We start from the raw sequence: 20,287 nt of genomic DNA on the forward strand, positions 1-20,287 counted from the left end.
CTACTTCTTCCCGAAGGGGTCGCAGGCGGCCGTGCCCAGGTAGATGTCGCCGCTCGCGGGGCCGCCCTGCGGGAACAGCTTGATGTGCACCGCGTGCGTCACCAGGCTGCCGTCCGGCGGCTGGGGCGTCACGGTCTCGTTGAGGGTCACCGTCGCCAGCGCGGTGCCCGCGGCGCCGCCGGGGATGACGATCCGGTGGTTCGGCGGGATCTGCTCCGGCACGGTGATGCCCTCCACGGCGCCGACCGACACCTCGCCGAGGCTGCCGGTCGCCGTCGTCGCGCACTTCACGGAGTACGTGCGCACGGTGATCTCCGGACCGCCGTAGCGCTGCAGCACGGCCGCCCGGAAGCGGCGCCCGGACGCCTGCGCGACCGACACGCCCTCCGACCGGCCGCACTCGCTGTCGCCGGCGCCGAACACGGCGACGTCACCGGTGGCGCCCCCCTGCGTCCAGCCCCGGTACGGCCCGTCGACGCTGCACTTGGCCAGGTCGCCGGTGACGACGTGCTCGTTGTCGATCGTCACGTCCACCGAGCCGGAAGCCGCCCATCCGGTGGACGTCACGGGGGCCGCGGCACCCAGCACCGGAACAGCCAGTGTCGTCACGGCCAGCAACCGAAATGTCCTCTTCCTGGCGGTTCGCATGCTCCGGTCTCCTCGCTTCCGTGACGGTTCGCACCTCGCCCCCTTCGTCATCGGCCGGTCCGGCGGCCGCCCTGATCGGGTCCACCCGGACGAGTGGCCGGTGAGGAACGCAACTCGGCGGGTCCGCGGGACGGTAACGAGCGTTAACCTCGGGCGTCGCCTGTTCACTTCGGGAGGTTTCGTGTCTTCGCTGTCCTTCGCCGGCAAGCGGCCCGTGCTGGCCGACCTCGTGCCCGGCTCGCTCGTGCGGGACATCGCGCTGGTCGCCGGCGGTGCCGTGCTCACCGGTGCCGCCGCGCAGCTGACCATCCCGGTGCCGGGCAGCCCGGTGCCGATGACCGGCCAGACGTTTGCCGCGCTGCTCGTCGGCGCGTCGCTGGGCATGTCGCGCGGTGCCGCGTCGATGCTGGTGTACCTGCTGGTGGGCGCGGTGGGCGTGCCGTGGTTCCAGCACGGCACCGCGGGCCTGTCCGGCGCCAGCGCCGGCTACATCGTCGGGTTCGTCTTCGCCGGCGCACTGGTCGGCGCGCTGGCCGGCCGCGGCGGCGACCGGACGCCGGTGCGCACCGCGGGCACCATGGTGCTCGGCAACGTCGTGATCTACGCGTTCGGCGTGCCGTGGCTGATGGCCTCGACCGGGTTCGACCTGCCGACCGCGTTCGCCAAGGGCGTCACGCCGTTCCTGATCGGGGACGCGATCAAGATCGTCGTGGCCGCCGGGCTGCTGCCGCTGACCTGGAAGCTGGTCTCCGGCCGCAAGCAGGACTGATCGCTCGTCGCGGGACCTTCCGTCCGGGAGGTCCCGCGACGCGAGTGGCCCGTTCGCGACGGAGCACCGATCTCTGTCGGTGGTGGCGGCTAATGTGTGTCGCTGTGCCCGCCCGAACCGATTTCCCCGGCGTCCTCGAACTCCTCACCCACGCGGTGGAGTCCGTCGGCGGTGCCGAACGCCCGGGGCAGGTCCAGATGGCCGACGCCGTCGGCCGCGCCATCCGCACCGGTGAGCACCTGGCCGTGCAGGCCGGCACCGGCACCGGCAAGTCACTGGCCTACCTCGTGCCCGCGATCCGCCACGCCGTCGAGAAGGAAGCGACGGTCGTGGTTTCCACGGCGACGATCGCGCTGCAGCGCCAGCTCGTCGACCGCGACCTGCCGCGCTTGGCGAAGGCGCTGAAGAAGCCGCTCGGCCGCGAGCCGACCTTCGCGATCCTCAAGGGCCGCCGCAACTACATGTGCCTGCACCGGCTGGATTCCGGCGCGCCGGACGAGCCGGAGGACGCCCAGCTGTTCGACCCGTTCGCGGTCTCACGGCTGGGCAAGGAGGTCACGCGGCTGCGGGAGTGGGCGTCGGACACCGAAACCGGCGACCGCGACGAGCTCGTCCCCGGCGTCTCCGACCAGGCGTGGCGTCAGGTTTCGGTGACGGCGAAGGAATGTCTCGGCGCTTCGCGCTGTCCGATCGGCACGGACTGCTTCGCCGAGAAGGCCCGCGCCGAGGCGGGCCGCGCCGACGTCATCGTGACCAACCACGCGCTGCTGGCGATCGACGCGCTGCAGGGCTATCAGGTGCTGCCGGACCACGACGTGGTGATCATCGACGAGGCCCACGACCTGGTCGACCGGGTCACCTCGGTCGCCACCGGCGAGCTGACCAGCGCGATGTGCGCGTCCGCCGCGCGCCGCTGCGGCAAGCTGATCGACGCCGACGTCGCCGACCGCCTGCTGGAGGCGGGTGACGGGCTGGCGCTGATCGTCGACGACCTGCCCCCGGGCCGGATGGACGAGCTGCCGCGGCCGCTGAAGGGCGCGATCCCGGCGGTCCGCGACGCCGCGCACGCATGCATCACCGCCCTGGGTTCCGACCGCAAGGAGGACGTCGAGGGGGCGACGGCGCGCAAGCTGGCGCGGTCGCTGCTCGACGAGGTGCACGACACCGCGGTCCGGCTGCTGGAGGCGTTCGACGAGGACCAGGCGCACCAGCGCGACGTCGTCTGGCTGTCGGGCGACAAGTACTCGTCGAACCCGCGGCCGCCGGCGCTGAAGGTGGCGCCGCTGGGCGTGGCGGGCCTGCTGCGGGAGCGCGTGTTCAACCAGCACACGACGATCCTGACGTCGGCGACGCTCACCCTGGGCGGCACATTCGACACGATGGCGCGGCAGTGGGGCCTCCCGCCGGGCGCAGCCAAGGTGGAGCAGGCGCCGGGCGCGGCGACGGAGAAGGAAGCGCCGTCGGACGACTCGGGCCCGAAGTGGACCGGCCTGGACGTCGGCTCGCCGTTCGACCACCGGCGCAACGGCATCCTGTACCTGGCCAAGCACCTGCCGCCGCCGGGCCGCGACGGCCTGACGCCGTCCACAATGGACGAACTGGCCGAGCTGATCGAGGCCGCGGGCGGGCGCACGCTCGGGCTGTTCTCCTCGATGCGGGCGGCCAAGCAGGCCACCGAGGAGATGCGCGAGCGGCTGGACTTCCCGATCCTGTGCCAGGGTGACGACGCGACATCGCTGCTGGTCCAGAAGTTCTCCGAGGACGTGCGCACGTGCCTGTTCGGCACGCTGAGCCTGTGGCAGGGCGTGGACGTGCCGGGGCCGTCGCTGCAGCTGGTGGTGGTCGACCGGATCCCGTTCCCGCGCCCGGACGACCCGGTGTCCTCGGCGCGGCAGCGCGCGGTGGAAGCCCGCGGCGGCAACGGGTTCCTCACGGTGGCGGCCACGCATGCCGCGCTGCTGCTGGCGCAGGGCACCGGGCGGCTGCACCGGGCGGTCAGCGACCGCGGGGTGGTGGCGGTGCTGGATTCACGGCTGGCGAACGCCCGCTACGGCGGCTTCCTGCGCGCGTCCCTGCCGCCGTTCTGGCCCACGATGGACCCGAAGGTGGTGCGGGAAGCGCTGCGCCGCCTCGACGCAGCCGCGCCCGCGTGACGCGGTCCACAGCCGCGCCCGGTACGGTGAAGCCACCGAAGCAACAAGGGAGCACCGGTTGACCCAGGATTCGTCCAGCGCCCAGTCCCGGACCGTCAGCGTCGACGACACCGGAGTGCGGCGGCGGCTCGCGGACGGCAGCGAAGAGGCCGTCACGTGGGCCGGCCTGTCGTCGGTGATGGTGCGGGTCATCCCCGACGGCCCGTGGAACGAAGACGTCTTCTTCATGCTGGTGGGCACCGACGGCAAGGGCACGGCGGTCCCGAGCGGCGACCCGGCGGCCGACGCGCTCATCGAGCGCCTGCAGGCCCTGCCCGGCTTCGACAACGAGAAGTTCATCGAGGCCATGACGACCGACGCCGACCAGGCCTACGTCGTCTGGGAATCCGGCCAGAACTGACGTGCGCTGCCCGGTCTGCGGTTCGGAGCGTCTCGGCCCGCTCGGCGAGCTGAGAGCCAGCGGACAGCGGATGTTCAGCCTGACGCTGACCTACGCGGCGCCGAAGTTCTTCGCACGCACCCCGACGTTCGACGTCGGTTACGGCCGCGCCTGCCTTGACTGCGGCGCCCTCACCGCGTTCATGAACGACGAAGAGCGCGAGAAGCTCGCCGAAGCCGCCGATCGGCTCGAGCTGCCGAAGTACCTCAGCTAGCCGGGAACTCCTCCGTCACCGGAATCCCCTTCTTGAGCGTCCGGCTCACCGTGCAGAGCCGCTCGATCGCGCGATCCACGGCACCGGCGAGCGCTTCCCGCTGATCCGCTGGCAAAGCCGACACGTCGACATCGAAAGCAACGTGCACGGCGTCCAGCTCCGAAGCTCCTTCACGCCGGTCCGCGGTGACATCCACGCGGAACCTCGCGTTCTCCCCGATCCGCCGGACGATCAGCTCTTCAGCGGTGACTGCACTGCAGCCCGCGGCCGCGATCTGCAGCAGTTCGGCGGGCGAGAACGCCCCTTCGGCGCCCTTGCGGCCCAGCCGGACCTCCGCGCCCCGCTCGTTGCGCCCGACGAACGCGTGCTCGCCCGTGCGTTCCACTTCCAGTGCCATGCCCGCTCCAACCGGGTCAGAGAGCCGCTTGTTCCGGCTCCCACTGGGCAAGAACCGTGATCGTGCCCGGGTCGACTTCGGTGAACCCGGCGTCCCGCACGGCGATCACCCGGTCGCGCCGCCACGCGCCCTCGGGATCGTCGCCGGGGTGCAGTTCCTTCCACTGCACTGGGCTCGCCGTCCGGACAGCGACCCGGAACCCGTCCGCGGCCCAGGCGGCCCGTTCGGCGTCGCCCAGCAGCGCGGCGAGGATCATCGTCGCGTGGCCGACCTGCGCGGCGGCCTTGCCGACGGTCATCGGCACGTGCGGGTTGAGCAGCAGCAACGGGACGCCGTCCGGGATCGGGCCCGGCTCGTCGGGCGGCAGTTCGCTGCCCGAGATCTGCAGCCGCGCGACGTCCTTGGGCGTCTCGGTGACCAGGCCCGGCACGAGGGCGCGCGCCTCGGCGCCCCCGACCTCGACGGTGATGCCCGGCAGGTCCTGGACGGCCGCCCAATGCGCGCCCCTCGCCCGGCGCGCGACCTTCCGGATCCGGTTGTCGAGCCACGCGTGCACCGGCTCGGCCCACTCGCCGCCGGGCCGGGAACGCTCGTCGAGGCAGACCGCCAGCGCCGCCGCGGCCGCCGCCTCCAGCAGCGGGGTGCGGCCCGGCGGCTCGGCCCGCTCGATGCGGAGGATCACCGGCATCGCCCGGACTTCGCCGGGGAGCTCGTCGGAGGTGTCCGAGGTGTCTTCGGCCGGGAGCCCCAGCCAAAAGGCGTAGCGGGCGCCCAGGGGGTCGAGAACGCTGCTCACGGACGCATCAGCTCGAGCCCGTCGGCGGCGTCGGCCGCTTCCACCTCGCCACGGGTGAGGCCGAGGACGAACAGCACGGCGTCGAGGTACGGGTGCGACAGCGCGGTGTCGGCCACCTCCCGCAGCGCGGGTTTCGCGTTGAACGCGACGCCCATGCCCGCGGCCGACAGCATGTCGATGTCGTTGGCGCCGTCCCCGACCGCGACGCACTGTTCGAGCGGGATGTCGTACTCGGCGGCGTAGCGGCGAAGCACCTTCGCCTTGCCTGCCCGGTCGACGACGTCGCCGATGACCTTCCCGGTGAGCTTGCCGTCCACGATCTCGAGCTCGTTCGCCACCGCGAAGTCGAGCCCCAGCTCGGCCACCAGACCGTCGATGACCTGGGTGAACCCGCCCGAGACCACGCCGGTCCGGAAGCCCATCCGCTTGAGGGTCCGGATCGTCGTGCGCGCGCCCGGGGTCAGCTCGATCGACGCGGCGACCTCGTCGATCGCCGTCGCCGGCAGCCCGGCCAGCAATGCGACCCGCCGTTCCAGCGACTCGGTGAAGTTCAGCTCGCCCCGCATGGCCGCCTCGGTGATCTCGCGGATCTCCGGCTCGACCCCGGCGTGCGCGCCCAGCATCTCGATGACCTCGCCCTGGATCAGGGTCGAGTCCACGTCGAACACGACGAGCCGCTTCGCCCGGCGCGTGATGCCCGCCCGCTCCACGGCGATGTCGACGCCCGCCTCGACGGCGGCGTCGGCGAGCTCCGAGCGCAACGCGGCGTCGGCTTCGAGCGTGTCCTCGTCGACCGAGACGTACAGCTCGAGGCCGGTGACCGGGTAGTCGGCGACGCTGCGGATCGCGTCGATGTTGGCGCCCAGCGACGCCAGCCGGCGCGCCACCTCGGAGAAGCCCCGCGCGGTCACCGGGCGGCCCAGCACGACCAGGACGTGGGTCGAGTCCCGGCGGCCGAGCGCGAACGGATCGTCCCCGATGGCCATGCCGATCTTGACGTCGACCTGCATGCCGACGGACGCCATCGCCTGCTCGACCGTCTCCTGCAGCCCCTCCGGGTCGCGGTAGACCCCGGCGAGCACCCCGAGCACGAGCTGCCCGCGGATGACGACCTGCTCGACGTCGAGCACGTCGACGTCGTGCCGGGTCAGCACGGCGAACAGCACGGACGAGACGCCCGGCTTGTCGGGGCCGGTCGTCGTGATCAGGACGGGGGTCTGGGTCACTCTCGTCATCCCTCGTTCGGCAACGCTGCCCGATCAGTCTGCCGGTCCGGGGTCGAACATAAGTAGAGCGCGTGCCCGGCTTCACATAAGCCGGGCACGCGCTCACTCGATCGGGGTGTTACTTGTCGCCCTGCTCGCTCGCGTTGTCGTTCGAGTGATCCCCGGGGATCACCGCTTCGGTGAGCAGCTGCGACGGCGCCGCGTGGCTGTTGACCTTCTGCTTCCCGAAGAAACCGATCTCACCCTCGTTGTGGATGCGCTCGATCATGTGCGGGTAGTGCAGTTCGAACGCCGGCCGCTCGGAGCGAATCCGGGGCAGCTCGGTGAAGTTGTGCCGCGGCGGCGGGCAGGACGTCGCCCACTCGAGCGAGTTGCCGTAGCCCCACGGGTCGTCCACCGTGACGATCTCGCCGTACCGGTAGCTCTTGAAGACGTTCCAGATGAACGGCAGCGTCGAGGCGCCGAGGATGTACGCGCCGATCGTGGAGATCGTGTTCAGCGTGGTGAAGCCGTCACTGGTCAGGTAGTCCGCGTACCGGCGCGGCATGCCCTCGGCGCCCAGCCAGTGCTGGACGAGGAACGTGCCGTGGAAGCCGATGAACGTGGTCCAGAAGTGCCACTTGCCCAGCTTCTCGTCCATCATCCGGCCGGTGATCTTCGGGAACCAGAAGTAGATGCCGGCGAAGGTGGCGAACACGATCGTGCCGTAGAGCACGTAGTGGAAGTGCGCGACGACGAAGTAGCTGTCCGACACGTGGAAGTCGATCGCCGGCGCGGCCAGCAGGATGCCGGTCAGGCCGCCGAAGAGGAACGTGACGATGAAGCCCATCGAGAAGATCATCGGCGTCTCGAAGGACAGCTGGCCCTTCCACATGGTGCCGATCCAGTTGAAGAACTTGATGCCGGTCGGGACGGCGATCAGGAACGTCATGAAGGAGAAGAACGGCAGCAGCACGGCACCGGTGGCGTACATGTGGTGCGCCCACACCGCGACTGACAGCGCCGCGATGGCCAGCGTCGCCCAGACCAGGCTCTTGTAGCCGAACAGCGGTTTCCGGCTGAACACCGGGAAGATCTCCGACACGATCCCGAAGAACGGTAGCGCGACGATGTAGACCTCGGGATGGCCGAAGAACCAGAACAGGTGCTGCCAGAGGATCACGCCGCCGTTTTCGGGGTCGAACACGTGCGCCCCGAGGTGCCGGTCCGCCAGCAGGCCCATCAGGGCCGCGGTCAGGATCGGGAAGGCGAGCAGCACCAGGATGCTGGTGACCAGGATGTTCCAGGTGAAGATCGGCATCCGGTACATCGTCATGCCCGGGGCGCGCAGGCAGACCACGGTGGTGATCATGTTGACCGCGCCGAGGATGGTGCCGAGACCACCGACCACCAGGCCGGAGATCCACAGGTCGGCGCCGACGCCGGGCGAGTGGATGGCGTCCGACAGCGGGGTGTAGGCGAACCAGCCGAAGTCGGCGGCGCCACCCGGGGTCAGGAAGCCGGACATCACGATCAGGCCGCCGAAGAGGTACAGCCAGTACGAGAACGCGTTCAGCCGCGGGAAGGCGACGTCCGGCGAGCCGATCTGCAGCGGGAGCACGAAGTTCGCGAAGCCGAAGAGGATCGGGGTCGCGTACAGCAGCAGCATCACGGTGCCGTGCATGGTGAACAGCTGGTTGTACTGCTCCTGGGACAGGAACTGCTGCCCCGGCCGCGCCAGCTCGGTGCGGATCAGCATGGCCATCGCGCCGCCCGCCATGAAGAAGGCGAACGACGTGACCAGGTACATGATCCCGATCTGCTTGTGGTCCGTCGTGCGGAACAACCGCAGCAGGTACGAACCCTTAACCGACTCGCGCGCGGGGTACGGGCGCGTGGCGATCGGCTTGGGGGCTACGGCCGTCACTCCTGCCTCCAACACTGAAACCTTGTGGTGGTCATCGTCGTGCCACCGGGGCCCGGGAAGACCCGGTCCGGCGGCTTAGGGGGATCGTAGCCCTCGCTACCGACAGTCGCGCGCACCGGCTGGCAAGATCGGGGCGTGGCCGACGACTACACCCGCGCGGCGGTCCGCGCGGCCCGCGCCGTGGCCGGCCGGCTGGGGCTGCCCGAGCACGAGCCCGATGTGCTCCACGAGGGGTCGAACGTGCTGGTGAGACTGGGTCCGCTGGTCGCCAGGGTGCCCGCGACGACCCGGCTGCTCCGGCCGGAACCGGCGGCCTGGCTCGCGCGCGATGTCGCCCTCTCGCGGTTCCTCACCGACCGTGGTGTGCTCGTCGTCTCACCGGCGGCGGATCCCCCGGCCGGGCCGCATTTCGCGGACGGGCTGCCGGTCACGCTCTGGCACCACACCCCGCACGACCCGGCTCACCGGTACGCCCCGGACGTCGTCGCGCGTTCCCTCGCCGAGGTGCACGCGGCCCTGCGTGAATACCCGGGCGAGCTGCCCCGCCGCGGGCCGCTGGCCGAGCTCGATGGACTCCTCGGGCGGTTCGGCCTCGACCCCCGCCTGCGCGAGGAAGCCGCCCGGATCGAAGCCGCGCTGCCGGACAGCCCGGTCCAGCCGCTGCACGGCGACGCGCACCCCGGCAACCTGATCGCGACCCCGGCCGGGCCGTGCTGGCTGGACTTCGAGGACACCTGGCTCGGGCCGCTCGCCTGGGACCTCGGCATCCTGGGCCGGCAAGGCGGCCCGGAGTACCTGGCCGCCTACCCCGCCTCCGTGTCCGAAGAAGCTCTTCGCGCGTACACGCGGGTGCGAGAACTCTTCGCCGTCGCCTGGCGCTTCGTGATCGCCCGGCGGTTCCCGCACCGGCTTCCCGAAGCCCGCACCGCGCTCGACGCCTACTTCTCGTGAGTCGCCGGGTACCAGGACAGGATCGCTTCGACCACGCCCGCGGGGTCTTCCAGCGGGGTCAGGTGACCGGCGTCCGGGAGCACGACGAGCGTCGCGCCGTCCATGACCTCGACCATCGCGCTCGCGGCCGCCACCGGGGTGATCGGGTCCTCTTCCCCGACGATGACCAGGGCGGGAACGCCGGAGTCCCGCAGCAGGCCGAGCGAGTCCGGCCGGGTCCGCAGGGCCAGCGCCGTCCACGAGATGCCGGCGGGCGGCTGCGATTCGATGATCCCGCGGACCGTCTCGACGAGCTCGGGACGCTGCTCCCGCGTCGATTCCGCCAGCAGGGTGGGCAGGTTCGCCTCGGCGAGCCAGGCCTCGGTGCCTTCCCGCTCGACGCGGGCGGCGACGTCGAGCCGGGTCTGCGCGGCCTCGGGCGTGTCGGGCGTGGCCTTGGTGTCGATGAGCACGAGGCCGCCGACGCGCTCCGGCGCGAGCCGCAGCACGGCCATGGCGAGGTAGCCGCCCATCGAGCAGCCGCCGAGCACGACGCGGTCCAGTTCCAGCCGGTCGAGCAGGGCGACGACGTCCCGCGCGGCGTCTTCCAGGCTCGGTTCGCGATCGGTCTCCGGCAGCGGCGAGCGGCCGAGGCCGCGCTGGTCCGGGGTGATCACCCGAAGGTGTGAAGCGAGGGGCGCGCGCACCGCGTTCCACATGCGGGAATCCAGGGGGAAGGCGTGGAGGAGGACCAGCGGGAGTTCGGTCATGCGCGTCATTTTGTCGGACCCCCTCGCTAGCTTCGCCGATGTGTTCACCGACATCGAAACCGACCGGCTGCTGCTGCGTCCGCTCCACGAGGCGGACCGGCAGGCGATGGTCGACATCCATACGGACCCGCGCACCAACCGCTTCCACCCCGACCCGCCCGACGTCCCGCGCGCGTCGGAGATGTTCTCGGAGTGGCTGGCGCACTGGGCCGAGCACGGCTTCGGCTACCCCGCGGTCCTGGAACGCGGCGGCACCGAGGTCCTCGGCCTGTGCGGCGTGCGGCTGCGCGAGTTCCACGGCGAGAAGGTGCTCAACCTCGGCTACCGCTTCCGGCCGTCGGCGTGGGGCAAGGGGTACGCGGTCGAGGCCGGGCAGGCGGTCCTCGAGTGGTGCGCCCGGGAGCTGCCGTCGGTGCCGGTGCTGGCGAGCGTGAGCATCGCGAACAAGCCATCCGTGAGGGTGGCGGAGCGCCTGGGCTTCACGGAGTACACGGAGGAGCTGTACGACGGCGCGATGTCCCGGCACTACCGGCGCTGAGCCGGCGGCTGTTTGACAACTCCAGAGCGAAGCACCCACTCCCCCGGCCCGGGCGCCGGGAGGGGCGGACGCTGCGGCCCATCACCGGCAAGTCAGGCGCGGCGGGAGGGCCGTCGGCCGGGCCCAACGGACGGGTCCGGCCACCGCCAAGGCGGGCTGCTGCGGGCCATCACCGGCGGCTCAGGCCGGAGTCAATAGCGGCGGGAGGGCCGCCGCCGGGCGCGGGCTTCCCAGCAGGCGCGGTGCCAGTGCCGGCGGTCGGCGACCGAGCCGGTCTCGTCGGCGGGCCAGACGACCAGGTGCGGCGTCCCCGGCCGGATCTCGTGGTCGCAGCCGGGGCAGCGGTAGACCTTGGTGGCCTGGCTCCCGGGCACGGTCCGCACGAGCCAGTCCCCGTCCGCGCCGGACTCGGCCCGGGCCCACCCGGTGGCGGCACCGAGCTCCCGCTCGGGCGGCGGCCCACCGTCCGAGCGGCGGCCGGGACGGTTGCGTCGTGGCACCCCCAGACGGTAACGGCCCCCCACAGCCCGCCCCCTCAGCCACCCGCCCCTCCCACACCCGACCCTCCAGGCACGCAACCCGACCCCCTGGGTACGCAACCCGACCCTCCAGGCACGCAACCCGACCCTCCAGGCACGCGAGTCGACCCTCCAGGCACGCGAGTCGTCCGTCCAATCACGCGAGATGACCCTCCAATCACGCGAGATGCCCGCCCCATCACGCGAGATGCCCCACCCGGCTCAAGCGGCCCGGTCCGCCACCCGCTCCCCGGACCGCAGCCGGCCCAGGATCGCGTCGTGGCCGAGGCCGTCCCACCCGAGACGGCGCAACGTCCGGCCCGTGCGGCGGAAGTCCTCCCCGCCGAGCACGGACATGATCGTGATCGCCGCGTCCACCACCGGCGTGGCGACCCCGGCACACCGCGCCAGCGCCTGCAGCGGCACCAGCGTGGACCGGATGTCCTCGCTGAGGAAACGGTGGTCGAGGCTGGTCGGCGCGGCGATCGTCCGGTACGGCTCCACGGTCCGCAGCGCGTCGAGCAACGTCGTGGCCGGGCAGCCGTAGTACCGGTCGAGCACCTCCGTCATGGGCAGCAGCCGGGCACCGTAGGCCTCCGCGACGGCGGCGAACTCGGCTTCGGTGCGCTCCAGCAGGGCGATCGTCCGCGGCGAAACGCCTTCGACGTAGAAGAGCAGCTCCTCCGCCCGGTCGATGGGGCCCAGGTTGGCGAGGGCGATCGGCACGTGCGCGACCGCACCGAAGTCGTGCAGGCCGCGTTCCACCGGGTTGCGCGCGAGCTCCAGCATCGGGAACCACTCGCGCAGCAGGCCGGCGTGCCGGGCGACGGCGGCCTCGGTGCAGCCGGAGATCAGGTTCCAGCCCTTGACGCCCAGCACCGTGACCCCGCCGGTCCCGGACGGCCGGGCGGCGAACAGCGCGTCCGTCTCCACGACGTCGACCTCCGGTGCTCCGGCGGCGGCGAGCGCGTGGGCGAACTCGACGCTCCCGCAGAGCTTGCTGGAGAACAGCACCACCACCTGCCCCGGGCGCAGGTACGGTGCCATCCGCGTCGCGACCGAAGGATAAGCCGTGGTCACGGTGGCGACCAGGACGACGGCCCGCGCGGCCAGCCCGGCCGGGTCCGCGGTCACCTCCCGGAGCGGGAACCGCCCGTCGAGCACCCCGTGCGCGACGATCTCCCGGCGGCACGCGATCTCCCGCACCGCCGCGAGATCCCGGGTGTACAGGTGCACAGGCAGCTCCCGCGCGGCGAGGTAGGCCGCCACGGCCCGTCCCTCGCCGCCCGCCCCGACGACCCCGATCCCGTCCAGAACGCTCATCCCGCCCACTCCCGTCAGTCCGGTACGCAGTGGACGAGTCGGCACCGGGACGGCGAAAGTTCCCGCCGGGGCACGTTCGAGGAAAGCGGGGTCAGCCCTGGGCGAGGGCCAGCGGGACCAGCTGTTCGGCGGTGGTCAGCGAGCCGTGCTGGCCGATCAGCGACGACTCGACGGCTTCCGCGAGCTCCCGCACCATCCCGAACCGGCCGCGGGCCGCGGCGACGACGTCGCCGATGCGCGGCAGCACCCGGTCGCTGACCGTGTGCCCGAACCAGCCCTCGGCGACGGCCTCCTCCCGCGAGCGCACCCAGGCCCGCTCGCCCAGCACCGCCTGCCAGGCCGCGAGGACGTCCGCGGCCGCGCCCGGTTCGGTGTAGACGTGCCGGGCCCGGACCTCGCCCCCGAACGTCCGGACGCCGGCCAGCAGCTCGGGCGCGTCTTCGAGGTCGAGCTTGTCGTCGACGGCCACCATCCCGTGGTCGGCCACCACCGCGAGCAGCGCGCCGGGCGGCAGACCGTCCACAAGGGACTCGACGAGGCGGTCGACCTGCCGCAATTGCATCCGCCAGGCGGCCGACCCGGGTCCGTATACATGGCCGAGCAGGTCGAGTTCGCTGTGGTAGGCGTAGCAGAACGCCCGCCCGCCGAGCACCGACAACGTCCGCGCGGCGAGGTCGCCCAGCGCGTGCACCCCCGCGTACTGCGCCCCGCTCTGGGTGGCCAGGGTCAGTGCCGTGTCGCGGAACTTGGCCGAAGACACCACCGCGGCGTCGATCCCGGCCGCGGCGGCCCGCTCGAACGTCGTCGGCAGGGGCTGCACTTCGCGGGGCGGGAGGGCGCCGCGCAGGTCGCTGCCGTCCTCGTGGCTGCACCAGCGCAACGCGTTGAGCACGCCCGTGCCCGGCATCTCGAAGGTGTAGCCGACCATGCCGTGCTCGCCGGAGGCGAGCCCGGTCCCGATGGCCGCGACGCCGGCGGCCGTCGTCGACGGGAAGCCGACGCGCAGCGGCTCGCGGGCCAGCTCGGCCAGCACCGGGGCGTCCGCGGCGTGCTCGGCGAGCAGCTCCCAGCCGAGCCCGTCGACGAGCAGGACGCCGGCACTGCGCACCTCCGGCACCGCCAGCGTGTTCGCGCAGCCGGGCACCCCGAGCGCGGCGAGCAGGGACGGGACGACCTGGCCGAGGTGCGGGACGTCGGCGAGCGGAGGCGGCTGCACGCGCCCAGCTTCCCACCGATCGACCGAACCCGGGGATGGCTCCGGCGGGCGCGTCCGGCGATAATCACGCTCATGCCGACCTACGCCTACCGCTGCCGCGAGTGCACCGAGACGTTCGAACTCCTGCGCCCGATGAGCGAATCCGGCGCGCCGGCCACCTGCCCGGAGGGCCACGCCGACACCGTCAAGCTGCTCACCACCGTCGCCCTCACCGGGGCCGCGAGCGGTCCCGCGGCCCCGGCCGGCGGCGGTGGCTGCTGTGGTGGCGGCTGCTGCGGCTAAAGCGCCTTCAGCGCCTGCTCCAGGTCGGCCCACAGGTCCTCGACGTCCTCGAGCCCGGCCGAGAGCCGGATCAGCTGGTCGGAGACGCCGGCGCCGTGGCGGTCGCCCTCGTCGACGATCCGGTGGCTGATCGAACCCGGGTGCTGGATCAGCGTGTCGACGCTGCCGAGGCTGACGGCCGGCGTGATCAGCCGGACCGCGCCGATCAGGGCGTGCGGGTCGCCGTCGACCTCGAACGCCACCAGCGGCCCGCCGATCCGCGGGTAGTGGACGGCGGTCACGGCCGGGTGCTCGCCGAGGCGCGAGGCCAGCGTCGCGGCCGTCGCGGAGGCGGCGTTCACGCGCAGCGGGAGCGTCGAAAGCCCGCGCAGCAACAGGTATCCGGCGAGCGGGTGCAGCACGCCGCCGGTGGCGAAGCGGATCTGGCGCAGCCGCGCGGCTTCTTCGGCGCCGCACGCGACGATCCCGCCCATCACGTCGCCGTGGCCGCCGAGGAACTTCGTCGCGCTGTGCAGGACGATCCGGGCGCCGTGGTGGCCGGGGCGCTGCAGGACCGGGGTGGCGAACGTGTTGTCCACCAGCAGCGGCACTTCGCCACAGGCACGGGCCAGCTCGGCGATGTCCGCCTCGGCCAGCGTCGGGTTCGCCGGTGTCTCGACGAACACGAGCCCGGTGTCCGGCTGCAGCGCGGCGGCGACGGCGTCCGGCGCGGCCCAGGTGACCTCGGTGCCGAGCAGTCCGGACTCGAGCAGGTGGTCGCTGCAGCCGTACAGCGGCCGGACCGCGACGACGTGCCGTTTCCCCTGCGCCACCGCGGAAAGCAGGCAGGCCGAGACGGCGGCCATGCCGCTGGCGAACGCGACGCCGTGCTCGAAGCCCTCGAGTTCGGCGAGGGCCCGCTCGAACCGTTCGACGGTCGGGTTGCCGACCCGGCCGTAGATCGGCGGGCCGTCGAGCTCCGCGCCGGCGGCGAAGGCGTCGATCCGGGCGGCTTCGGCGGCGCTGTCCCGGGACGGGTAGGTCGTGGACAGGTCGAGCGGGGCGGCGTGCACGCCGAGGTCGGTGAGGTCGTCACGGCCGGCGTGGACGGCTCGCGTGCGCAGCGAGGAAGTCATGCCAGCATGGTCGAGCTTTCACCGGACCGGGGGCAACAGTCTCGGATATCATTCGGCGATGTCCGCTTCCGTCGAACTGAGTCCGGTCGATCTCGAGATTCTGCGGCTGCTGCAGAACGATGCCCGGATCACGAACAAGGACCTGGCGGCCGCGGTCGGCATCGCACCGTCGACGTGCCTGGACCGCGTCGCCCGGCTGCGGGACACCGGCGTCATCACCGGCCAGCACGCGTCGGTCGACGCGGCCAAGCTGGGCCGCCCGCTGGAGGCGTTCCTGTTCGTTCAGGTCCGCCCGCACCGGCGGCCGCTGGTCGACCCGTTCATCGAACACCTGCTCTCCCTGCCGGAGGTGCGCGCGGTCTACCACCTGACCGGGCCGGACGACTTCCTCGCGCACGTGGCGACCAGCTCGGCCGGCGAGCTGCAGCGGCTGGTCCTCGACGAGCTGACCGCCCGCGACGAGGTCGCCCGCGTCCACACGAACCTGGTGTTCCAGCACTGGAGCGGCGGCCCGCTGCTGCCGCCGGGCGCCTGACCTCAGAGGGTCTCGAGCCAGCGGCGCGTCTCGCGCGGGGACCTCAGCCGGACGACGACCGGGCCGGGTGACTCGGCGGCCCACGCCCGGATGCGCGCCCGCTTGCTCGCGAACGACGTGAAGTGCCAGCGGATGATCGAGTCCGCCGAAAACACCTGGCGGACGGACTCGACGTTGCCGTTGCAGATGCGGTCGCGCGTCACCACCCGCGCGAGCGTCCGGCGCACCAGGCGGCTCAAGGAAAGCCAGCGCGGGTAGTCGAGGCCCACCACCAGCTGCGTGCGGGCCAGCACGATGTCCCGCCACTTGCCGTAGGCGGCGTCGAGGACCCAGCGCTCCCCCGCGCACACCTCGGTGATGCGGCGGCGCTGTTCGTCGTCGGGGACCGGGACCCAGCCCGGCTGCCAGCTGAGGTCGTCCGCGGAGTGGTAGGGCAGGCCGGTCCGCTCGGCGATCCGGGCCGCGAGGGTCGACTTGCCCGAGCCGGTCACGCCGTAGACGAGGACCCGGTCAGGAATCGAGGTCACGGGCGGGCTCCCGGGGTCCGCGGTAAGGCAACGTCCGGCTGTAGACAAGGTTGGTGGTCGTGCTGCCGAACTGGCACAGCTCGTCCACCGTGCGCTCGAGGTGGGCCATCGAGGCCGCGGCGATCTTGAGCGTGTAGCAGTCGTCGCCGGTGGTGCGCAGGCATTCGAGGATCTCCGAACGCTCGGCGAGCAGCTTGTGCAACGGCTCGTGCCGGCTGCCGGGGTACTTGAGCCGGACCACGGCGAGCACCGGGTAGCCGACCTTGCCGAGGTCGATCTCCGCGCGGTAGCCGGTGATCACGCCCGCCGCCTCGAGCCGCCGGAGCCGTTCGGTCGCCGCGGACGCGCTGAGGTTCACGCGGCGGCCCAGCTCGGTGAGCGGCAACCGGGCGTCGCGCTGGAGCTCGGCCAGGATGGCCCAGTCCGTCGGATCGAGACTCTCGGTCATGGGCCGAAGATACCGTGGGATCCACGGCCGAACGGGCCGAACGCCGTGATCGTTCCCTTCCGGATCCGGGCAAAACGTCGATAGCCTTTCGGCGTGAAGATCGGCGTGAACGTCCCCAACTTCGGGCCCGGCACGGACCCGGGCGTGCTGCGCGCCTGGGCGCAGACGGTCGAGGGGCTCGGCTTCGACCTGCTGATGGTGTCCGACCACGTCGCCATCACGCCGGACGTCGCCGGGCAGTACCCGGCGCCGTTCTACGAGCCGTTCACGACATTGTCCTGGCTGGCCGGGGTGACGCAGCGGGTGCGGCTGGGCACCACGGTGCTGGTGGTGCCGTACCGGCATCCCCTGCTGGTGGCGCGGATGGCGGCGAACCTCGACAGTCTCAGCGGCGGCCGGCTCGTGCTCGGCGCCGGGATCGGCTGGGCGAAGCAGGAATTCGACGCGCTGGGCGTGCCGTTCGAGCGGCGCGGGAAGCTCACGACCGAACACCTGCGGGCGATCCGCGCCGCCTGGGCCGGGCACGACGACTACCGCGCGGGGCCGATCCCGCTCTGGCTCGGCGGGCACAGCGACGCGGGTCTGCGGCGGGCGATCGAGCTCGGCGACGCATGGCACCCGCTGCGGCTGACGCCGGCCGGGTTCCGGGAAGGCCTGGCGCGCCTGGAAAAGCTGGCCGGCGACCGGCCGGTGCCGGCCTTCGCGCCCCGGATCCTGCTGCGGGTGACCGGTGCCCCGGTGACCGGGCCGGACCGGCGCGCCGGCGAAGGCACCCTCGACCAGGTCCTCGACGACCTGGCACAGCTGCGGGCACTCGGTGCGGACACCGTCGTGCTCGACCCGTTCGACTCGGACCCCGCCGAGACCCTCCACCCGGAGGTGGCGTGGCGGGACCTCGCGGCGGTGGCCGCATCCTGGAAGGAGAACCGGTGAAGGACACCGAAGAAGCCCTGCTGCGGCGGGCGATCGAACTGGCCCGCGAGGCGCGCGAGGAACACGGCAACCCGCCGTTCGGCTCCCTGCTGGCCGACGCCGACGGGAAGATCCTGGCCGAGGACCGCAACACCTCGTTGACCGACAACGACATCACGGCCCACCCGGAGCTGAAGCTGGCCCGCTGGGCGGCGCAGAACCTGGACCCGGAAACCGCGGCGGCCACGACGATGTTCACCAGCACCCAGCCGTGCGGCATGTGCACCGGCGCGATCGAGCGGTCCGGGCTCGGGCGGGTCGTGTACGCGCTGTCGACGGAACAGTTCCTCACCCTGCGCCCGCCGCTCACGTGGGCCGGAGCGAAGCTGGAGGGCCCGGCATTGTTCGACGAGGCCCGCGTACCGGTCGAGGGCTACTACCGGTGACGACCTACCCCGTGCGGCCGGTGGCCCGGGTGGAGTCGGCCCTCGACCTGACCACGGCGCCGAAGCAGGGCGACGAAGGCGCGCCACCGGCCCGTGTGGTGTTCGACCCGCAGTTCCACACCGCGGCCGCCGACCTCCGCCCCGGCGATCGCCTGGTGCTGCTGACCTGGCTGCACGCAGCGGACCGCGAAGTCCAGGCGGTCCACCCGCGCAGCGACCCGGACCGGCCCGTGCAGGGCGTGTTCTCGACGCGCTCCCCCGACCGCCCGAACCCGATCGGCCTCCACACGGTCACGGTGACGGCGGTCGAGGACGGCACGCTGACGGTCACCGGCCTCGAAGCCATCGACGGCACCCCGGTCCTGGACGTGAAGCCGGTCCTCGGCGAGGTGGCCGAGCGCTGATCAGTAGTCCTTGAAGCCCTTCCCGGTCTTCCGGCCCAGCCGCCCGGCCGTCACGAGGTGCTCCAGCAGCGGCGCCGGCGCGAAACCTTCCTCCCGGAACTCGTTGTACAGCGTCCGCTGGATGGCCAGCGACACGTCCAGGCCGACGACGTCCAGCAGTTCGAACGGCCCCATCGGCAGGCCGCAGCCGACCTTCATGGCCGTGTCGATGTCGTCCGCGCCCGCGTAGTGCGCCTCCAGCATCTTCACCGCGTCGTTGAGGTACGGGAACAGCAGCGCGTTGACGATGAAACCGGCGCGGTCGCCGCAGTGCACCGCGTGCTTGCCCACCGTCGCGCAGACCGCGCTCGCCGTGGCCACCACGTCCGGGGCGGTCGCGATCGTCGAGACCACCTCGACCAGCTTCATCACCGGGGCCGGGTTGAAGAAGTGCAGACCGACCACATCGGACGGCCGGGACGTCGAGGCCGCGCACTCGATCACCGGCAGCGAGGACGTCGTCGTCGCCAGGACCGCGCCGGGGCGGACCACCTCGTCGAGCGCCGCGAACACCGCCTGCTTCACCGAAAGCTCCTCGGCCACCGCCTCGATGACCAGGTCGACGTCGGCCAGTGCCTCGAAGTCGGTGACCGGGGTGATGCGGGCCAGCGCGGCCGCAGCGTCCTCTTCGGACAGTTTGCCCTTGACCACCGCCTTGTCGAGCGACTTCTTGACGCGAGCCACCGACGCCTGCGCCTTCTCCAGGCTCCGGGCCCGCAGCACGACGTCGAGGCCGCGCTTGGCGAACACCTCCGCGATGCCGGTGGCCATCGTGCCCGTGCCGACCACGCCCACCCGCGCCACCGGGCGCGGCGGGACATCCTCCACTGTGGACACGGCCGCGGAGGACACCACGGTGGGCGAATCCGGGGCGTCGTAGGTGTAGAAGCCCCGGCCGGTCTTGCGGCCGAGCAGGCCCGCCGTGATCATCTGCTTGAGCAGCGGCGCCGGCGCGTGCAGGCGGTTGCGGGACTGGTGGTACATCGTGTCGAGGATTTCGTTCGCGGTGTCCAGCCCGATCAGGTCGAGCAGCGCGAGCGGGCCCATCGGGTAGCCGCAGCCGAAGCGCATGGCGGCGTCGAGGTCCTCGCGCGTGGCGTAGCGCTGTTCGTACATCCGCACCGCGTGGTTGAGGTAGCCGAACAGCAGCGCGTTGGCGATGAACCCGGCCCGGTCGCCGATCACCACCGGCACCTTGCCCAGCCGCTCGGCGAACTCGACCACCTCGGCGACCACGTCCGGCTCGGTCACGACGGTCTTCACGACCTCGACGAGCTTCTGTACCGGCGCCGGGTTGAAGAAGTGCATTCCGACGACCTTGCCGGGACGCGTGGTGTGCACGCCGATTTCGGTGATCGACAGCGACGACGTGTTGGACGCGAAGACGACCTCGGGCCGGGTGATCTTGTCCAGCTCGGCGAAGACGTCGGCCTTCGCCGCCAGGCTCTCCGGAATCGCCTCGATCACCAGGTCCACTTCGGACAGATCCGACAGCGAAGTGCCGTACCGGATCCGGCCCAGCAGCGCGGCTCGCCCGGCGGCATCCAGCTTGCCGCCGGAGAGCGCCCGTTCGGTGGAGTGCTCGAGGTGATCGCGGCCGCGGGCGACGCCGGCCTCGTCGAGCTCCACCGTGACGACGTCGAGCCCGCTGCGCGCGAGCACTTCGGCGATTCCAGAGCCCATGGTGCCCAGGCCGACCACACCGACCGTCGAGATTTCCCGCGCCATCCGAGGCC

Annotated in this window: 24 protein-coding genes; 11 read left to right on the top strand and 13 right to left on the bottom strand. The window is 72.1% G+C overall.

From position 1 onward, the window contains the following. Window positions 1–618, bottom strand: a complete 618-nt coding sequence (locus AB0J55_RS29820; protein ID WP_364256301.1) for a choice-of-anchor P family protein — start codon at window positions 616–618, stop codon at window positions 1–3. Between the two features lie 211 nt (window positions 619–829). Between AB0J55_RS29820 and AB0J55_RS29825 the strand changes: the two genes are divergently transcribed. The 4 genes from AB0J55_RS29825 to AB0J55_RS29840 all read left to right on the top strand — a co-directional run bounded on the left by AB0J55_RS29825 (window position 830) and on the right by AB0J55_RS29840 (window position 4,223). Continuing rightward, on the top strand, window positions 830–1,417 hold the full coding sequence (locus AB0J55_RS29825; RefSeq protein ID WP_364255665.1) for a biotin transporter BioY: 588 nt from the start codon (window positions 830–832) through the stop codon (window positions 1,415–1,417). 104 nt (window positions 1,418–1,521) lie between these two features. Next, window positions 1,522–3,570 carry an ATP-dependent DNA helicase gene (locus AB0J55_RS29830; RefSeq protein ID WP_364255667.1) on the top strand — a complete coding sequence of 683 codons (2,049 nt, stop codon included), beginning with the start codon at window positions 1,522–1,524 and terminating at the stop codon, window positions 3,568–3,570. A gap of 58 nt (window positions 3,571–3,628) precedes the next feature. After that, entirely contained in the window at window positions 3,629–3,970 is a 342-nt protein-coding gene (locus tag AB0J55_RS29835; protein ID WP_013229471.1) for a hypothetical protein, read from the top strand. Between the two features lie 70 nt (window positions 3,971–4,040). Next, window positions 4,041–4,223: a hypothetical protein gene (locus AB0J55_RS29840; protein ID WP_364255670.1), complete on the top strand. Its 183-nt coding sequence runs from the start codon at window positions 4,041–4,043 to the stop codon at window positions 4,221–4,223. Here AB0J55_RS29840 and AB0J55_RS29845 read toward each other — a convergent pair. The 4 genes from AB0J55_RS29845 to ctaD all read right to left on the bottom strand — a co-directional run bounded on the left by AB0J55_RS29845 (window position 4,216) and on the right by ctaD (window position 8,548). Then, a complete protein-coding gene (locus AB0J55_RS29845) occupies window positions 4,216–4,620 on the bottom strand; it encodes an OsmC family protein (protein ID WP_364255673.1) in 405 nt (134 codons plus the stop codon). The two genes, AB0J55_RS29840 and AB0J55_RS29845, sit on opposite strands and share 8 nt — an antisense overlap. Before the next feature lie 16 nt (window positions 4,621–4,636). Beyond that, entirely contained in the window at window positions 4,637–5,416 is a 780-nt protein-coding gene (locus AB0J55_RS29850; protein ID WP_364255676.1) for a peptidyl-tRNA hydrolase, read from the bottom strand. Further along, window positions 5,413–6,642: a phosphoserine phosphatase SerB gene (gene serB / locus AB0J55_RS29855; RefSeq protein WP_364255679.1), complete on the bottom strand. Its 1,230-nt coding sequence runs from the start codon at window positions 6,640–6,642 to the stop codon at window positions 5,413–5,415. Before serB ends, AB0J55_RS29850 begins: the two co-directional genes overlap by 4 nt. 118 nt (window positions 6,643–6,760) lie before the next feature. Next, window positions 6,761–8,548, bottom strand: coding sequence for a cytochrome c oxidase subunit I (gene ctaD, locus AB0J55_RS29860; RefSeq protein ID WP_364255682.1), 1,788 nt, complete (start codon window positions 8,546–8,548; stop codon window positions 6,761–6,763). A 135-nt stretch (window positions 8,549–8,683) separates the two neighbouring features. Here ctaD and AB0J55_RS29865 point away from each other — a divergent pair, with 135 nt between their 5' ends. Then, window positions 8,684–9,499: an aminoglycoside phosphotransferase family protein gene (locus tag AB0J55_RS29865; protein WP_364255685.1), complete on the top strand. Its 816-nt coding sequence runs from the start codon at window positions 8,684–8,686 to the stop codon at window positions 9,497–9,499. Here AB0J55_RS29865 and AB0J55_RS29870 read toward each other — a convergent pair. Continuing rightward, complete coding sequence (locus AB0J55_RS29870; protein WP_364255688.1) at window positions 9,487–10,248, bottom strand: alpha/beta hydrolase; 762 nt, start codon at window positions 10,246–10,248, stop codon at window positions 9,487–9,489. The genes AB0J55_RS29865 and AB0J55_RS29870 overlap by 13 nt on opposite strands. Here AB0J55_RS29870 and AB0J55_RS29875 point away from each other — a divergent pair. Further along, complete coding sequence (locus AB0J55_RS29875; RefSeq protein ID WP_364255690.1) at window positions 10,247–10,786, top strand: GNAT family N-acetyltransferase; 540 nt, start codon at window positions 10,247–10,249, stop codon at window positions 10,784–10,786. The genes AB0J55_RS29870 and AB0J55_RS29875 overlap by 2 nt on opposite strands. 191 nt (window positions 10,787–10,977) lie before the next feature. On the opposite strand, the gene AB0J55_RS29880 is transcribed toward AB0J55_RS29875, so the two are convergent. The 3 genes from AB0J55_RS29880 to AB0J55_RS29890 all read right to left on the bottom strand — a co-directional run bounded on the left by AB0J55_RS29880 (window position 10,978) and on the right by AB0J55_RS29890 (window position 13,843). Further along, window positions 10,978–11,286, bottom strand: coding sequence for a hypothetical protein (locus AB0J55_RS29880; RefSeq protein ID WP_364255693.1), 309 nt, complete (start codon window positions 11,284–11,286; stop codon window positions 10,978–10,980). 240 nt (window positions 11,287–11,526) lie between these two features. Further along, the gene (locus AB0J55_RS29885) at window positions 11,527–12,627 is read right to left on the bottom strand and encodes an NAD/NADP octopine/nopaline dehydrogenase family protein (protein ID WP_364255696.1); all 1,101 of its coding nucleotides are present in this window, start codon (window positions 12,625–12,627) and stop codon (window positions 11,527–11,529) included. Window positions 12,628–12,718: 91 nt separating this feature from the next. Next, complete coding sequence (locus AB0J55_RS29890; RefSeq protein WP_364255699.1) at window positions 12,719–13,843, bottom strand: nucleotide pyrophosphatase/phosphodiesterase family protein; 1,125 nt, start codon at window positions 13,841–13,843, stop codon at window positions 12,719–12,721. Between the two features lie 72 nt (window positions 13,844–13,915). Here AB0J55_RS29890 and AB0J55_RS29895 point away from each other — a divergent pair, with 72 nt between their 5' ends. Beyond that, window positions 13,916–14,125 carry a zinc ribbon domain-containing protein gene (locus AB0J55_RS29895; protein ID WP_206784598.1) on the top strand — a complete coding sequence of 70 codons (210 nt, stop codon included), beginning with the start codon at window positions 13,916–13,918 and terminating at the stop codon, window positions 14,123–14,125. On the opposite strand, the gene AB0J55_RS29900 is transcribed toward AB0J55_RS29895, so the two are convergent. After that, window positions 14,122–15,240, bottom strand: coding sequence for a PLP-dependent transferase (locus tag AB0J55_RS29900; RefSeq protein WP_364255703.1), 1,119 nt, complete (start codon window positions 15,238–15,240; stop codon window positions 14,122–14,124). The genes AB0J55_RS29895 and AB0J55_RS29900 overlap by 4 nt on opposite strands. A gap of 58 nt (window positions 15,241–15,298) precedes the next feature. Between AB0J55_RS29900 and AB0J55_RS29905 the strand changes: the two genes are divergently transcribed. Next, window positions 15,299–15,775 carry an Lrp/AsnC family transcriptional regulator gene (locus tag AB0J55_RS29905; RefSeq protein ID WP_086840754.1) on the top strand — a complete coding sequence of 159 codons (477 nt, stop codon included), beginning with the start codon at window positions 15,299–15,301 and terminating at the stop codon, window positions 15,773–15,775. Between the two features lie 2 nt (window positions 15,776–15,777). Here AB0J55_RS29905 and AB0J55_RS29910 read toward each other — a convergent pair whose 3' ends face one another. Further along, window positions 15,778–16,302, bottom strand: a complete 525-nt coding sequence (locus tag AB0J55_RS29910; protein ID WP_364255706.1) for an adenylate kinase — start codon at window positions 16,300–16,302, stop codon at window positions 15,778–15,780. Further along, window positions 16,286–16,750, bottom strand: coding sequence for an Lrp/AsnC family transcriptional regulator (locus AB0J55_RS29915; protein ID WP_364255709.1), 465 nt, complete (start codon window positions 16,748–16,750; stop codon window positions 16,286–16,288). Before AB0J55_RS29915 ends, AB0J55_RS29910 begins: the two co-directional genes overlap by 17 nt. Window positions 16,751–16,843: 93 nt before the next feature. Between AB0J55_RS29915 and AB0J55_RS29920 the strand changes: the two genes are divergently transcribed. Genes AB0J55_RS29920 through AB0J55_RS29930 form a run of 3 tightly spaced genes read left to right on the top strand, consistent with a single transcriptional unit; the run spans window position 16,844 to window position 18,512 of the window. Next, window positions 16,844–17,683 (top strand): LLM class flavin-dependent oxidoreductase, encoded by an 840-nt coding sequence (locus AB0J55_RS29920; RefSeq protein ID WP_364255712.1) that lies wholly within the window; start codon window positions 16,844–16,846, stop codon window positions 17,681–17,683. After that, complete coding sequence (locus tag AB0J55_RS29925; RefSeq protein WP_364255715.1) at window positions 17,680–18,108, top strand: nucleoside deaminase; 429 nt, start codon at window positions 17,680–17,682, stop codon at window positions 18,106–18,108. Before AB0J55_RS29920 ends, AB0J55_RS29925 begins: the two co-directional genes overlap by 4 nt. Continuing rightward, complete coding sequence (locus AB0J55_RS29930) at window positions 18,105–18,512, top strand: SAM-dependent methyltransferase (protein ID WP_364255718.1); 408 nt, start codon at window positions 18,105–18,107, stop codon at window positions 18,510–18,512. The genes AB0J55_RS29925 and AB0J55_RS29930 overlap by 4 nt, the downstream gene beginning before the upstream one ends. Here the strand turns inward: AB0J55_RS29930 and AB0J55_RS29935 are convergent, their stop codons facing one another. After that, window positions 18,513–20,279 carry a 3-hydroxybutyryl-CoA dehydrogenase gene (locus AB0J55_RS29935; RefSeq protein ID WP_364255721.1) on the bottom strand — a complete coding sequence of 589 codons (1,767 nt, stop codon included), beginning with the start codon at window positions 20,277–20,279 and terminating at the stop codon, window positions 18,513–18,515. Window positions 20,280–20,287 lie beyond the last annotated feature (8 nt).

This window comes from Amycolatopsis sp. NPDC049688 (assembly GCF_040674975.1).
Lineage (GTDB): Bacteria > Actinomycetota > Actinomycetes > Mycobacteriales > Pseudonocardiaceae > Amycolatopsis.

Coding starts and splice junctions, on each gene's coding strand:
- AB0J55_RS29905 (WP_086840754.1), top strand. CDS start 15,299: ATGTCCGCTTCCGTCGAACTGAGTCCGGTCGATCTCGAGATTCTGCGG.
- AB0J55_RS29885 (WP_364255696.1), bottom strand. CDS start 12,627: ATGAGCGTTCTGGACGGGATCGGGGTCGTCGGGGCGGGCGGCGAGGGA.
- AB0J55_RS29870 (WP_364255688.1), bottom strand. CDS start 10,248: ATGACCGAACTCCCGCTGGTCCTCCTCCACGCCTTCCCCCTGGATTCC.
- AB0J55_RS29900 (WP_364255703.1), bottom strand. CDS start 15,240: ATGACTTCCTCGCTGCGCACGCGAGCCGTCCACGCCGGCCGTGACGAC.
- AB0J55_RS29895 (WP_206784598.1), top strand. CDS start 13,916: ATGCCGACCTACGCCTACCGCTGCCGCGAGTGCACCGAGACGTTCGAA.
- AB0J55_RS29875 (WP_364255690.1), top strand. CDS start 10,247: ATGCGCGTCATTTTGTCGGACCCCCTCGCTAGCTTCGCCGATGTGTTC.
- AB0J55_RS29840 (WP_364255670.1), top strand. CDS start 4,041: ATGTTCAGCCTGACGCTGACCTACGCGGCGCCGAAGTTCTTCGCACGC.
- AB0J55_RS29935 (WP_364255721.1), bottom strand. CDS start 20,279: ATGGCGCGGGAAATCTCGACGGTCGGTGTGGTCGGCCTGGGCACCATG.
- AB0J55_RS29915 (WP_364255709.1), bottom strand. CDS start 16,750: ATGACCGAGAGTCTCGATCCGACGGACTGGGCCATCCTGGCCGAGCTC.
- AB0J55_RS29845 (WP_364255673.1), bottom strand. CDS start 4,620: ATGGCACTGGAAGTGGAACGCACGGGCGAGCACGCGTTCGTCGGGCGC.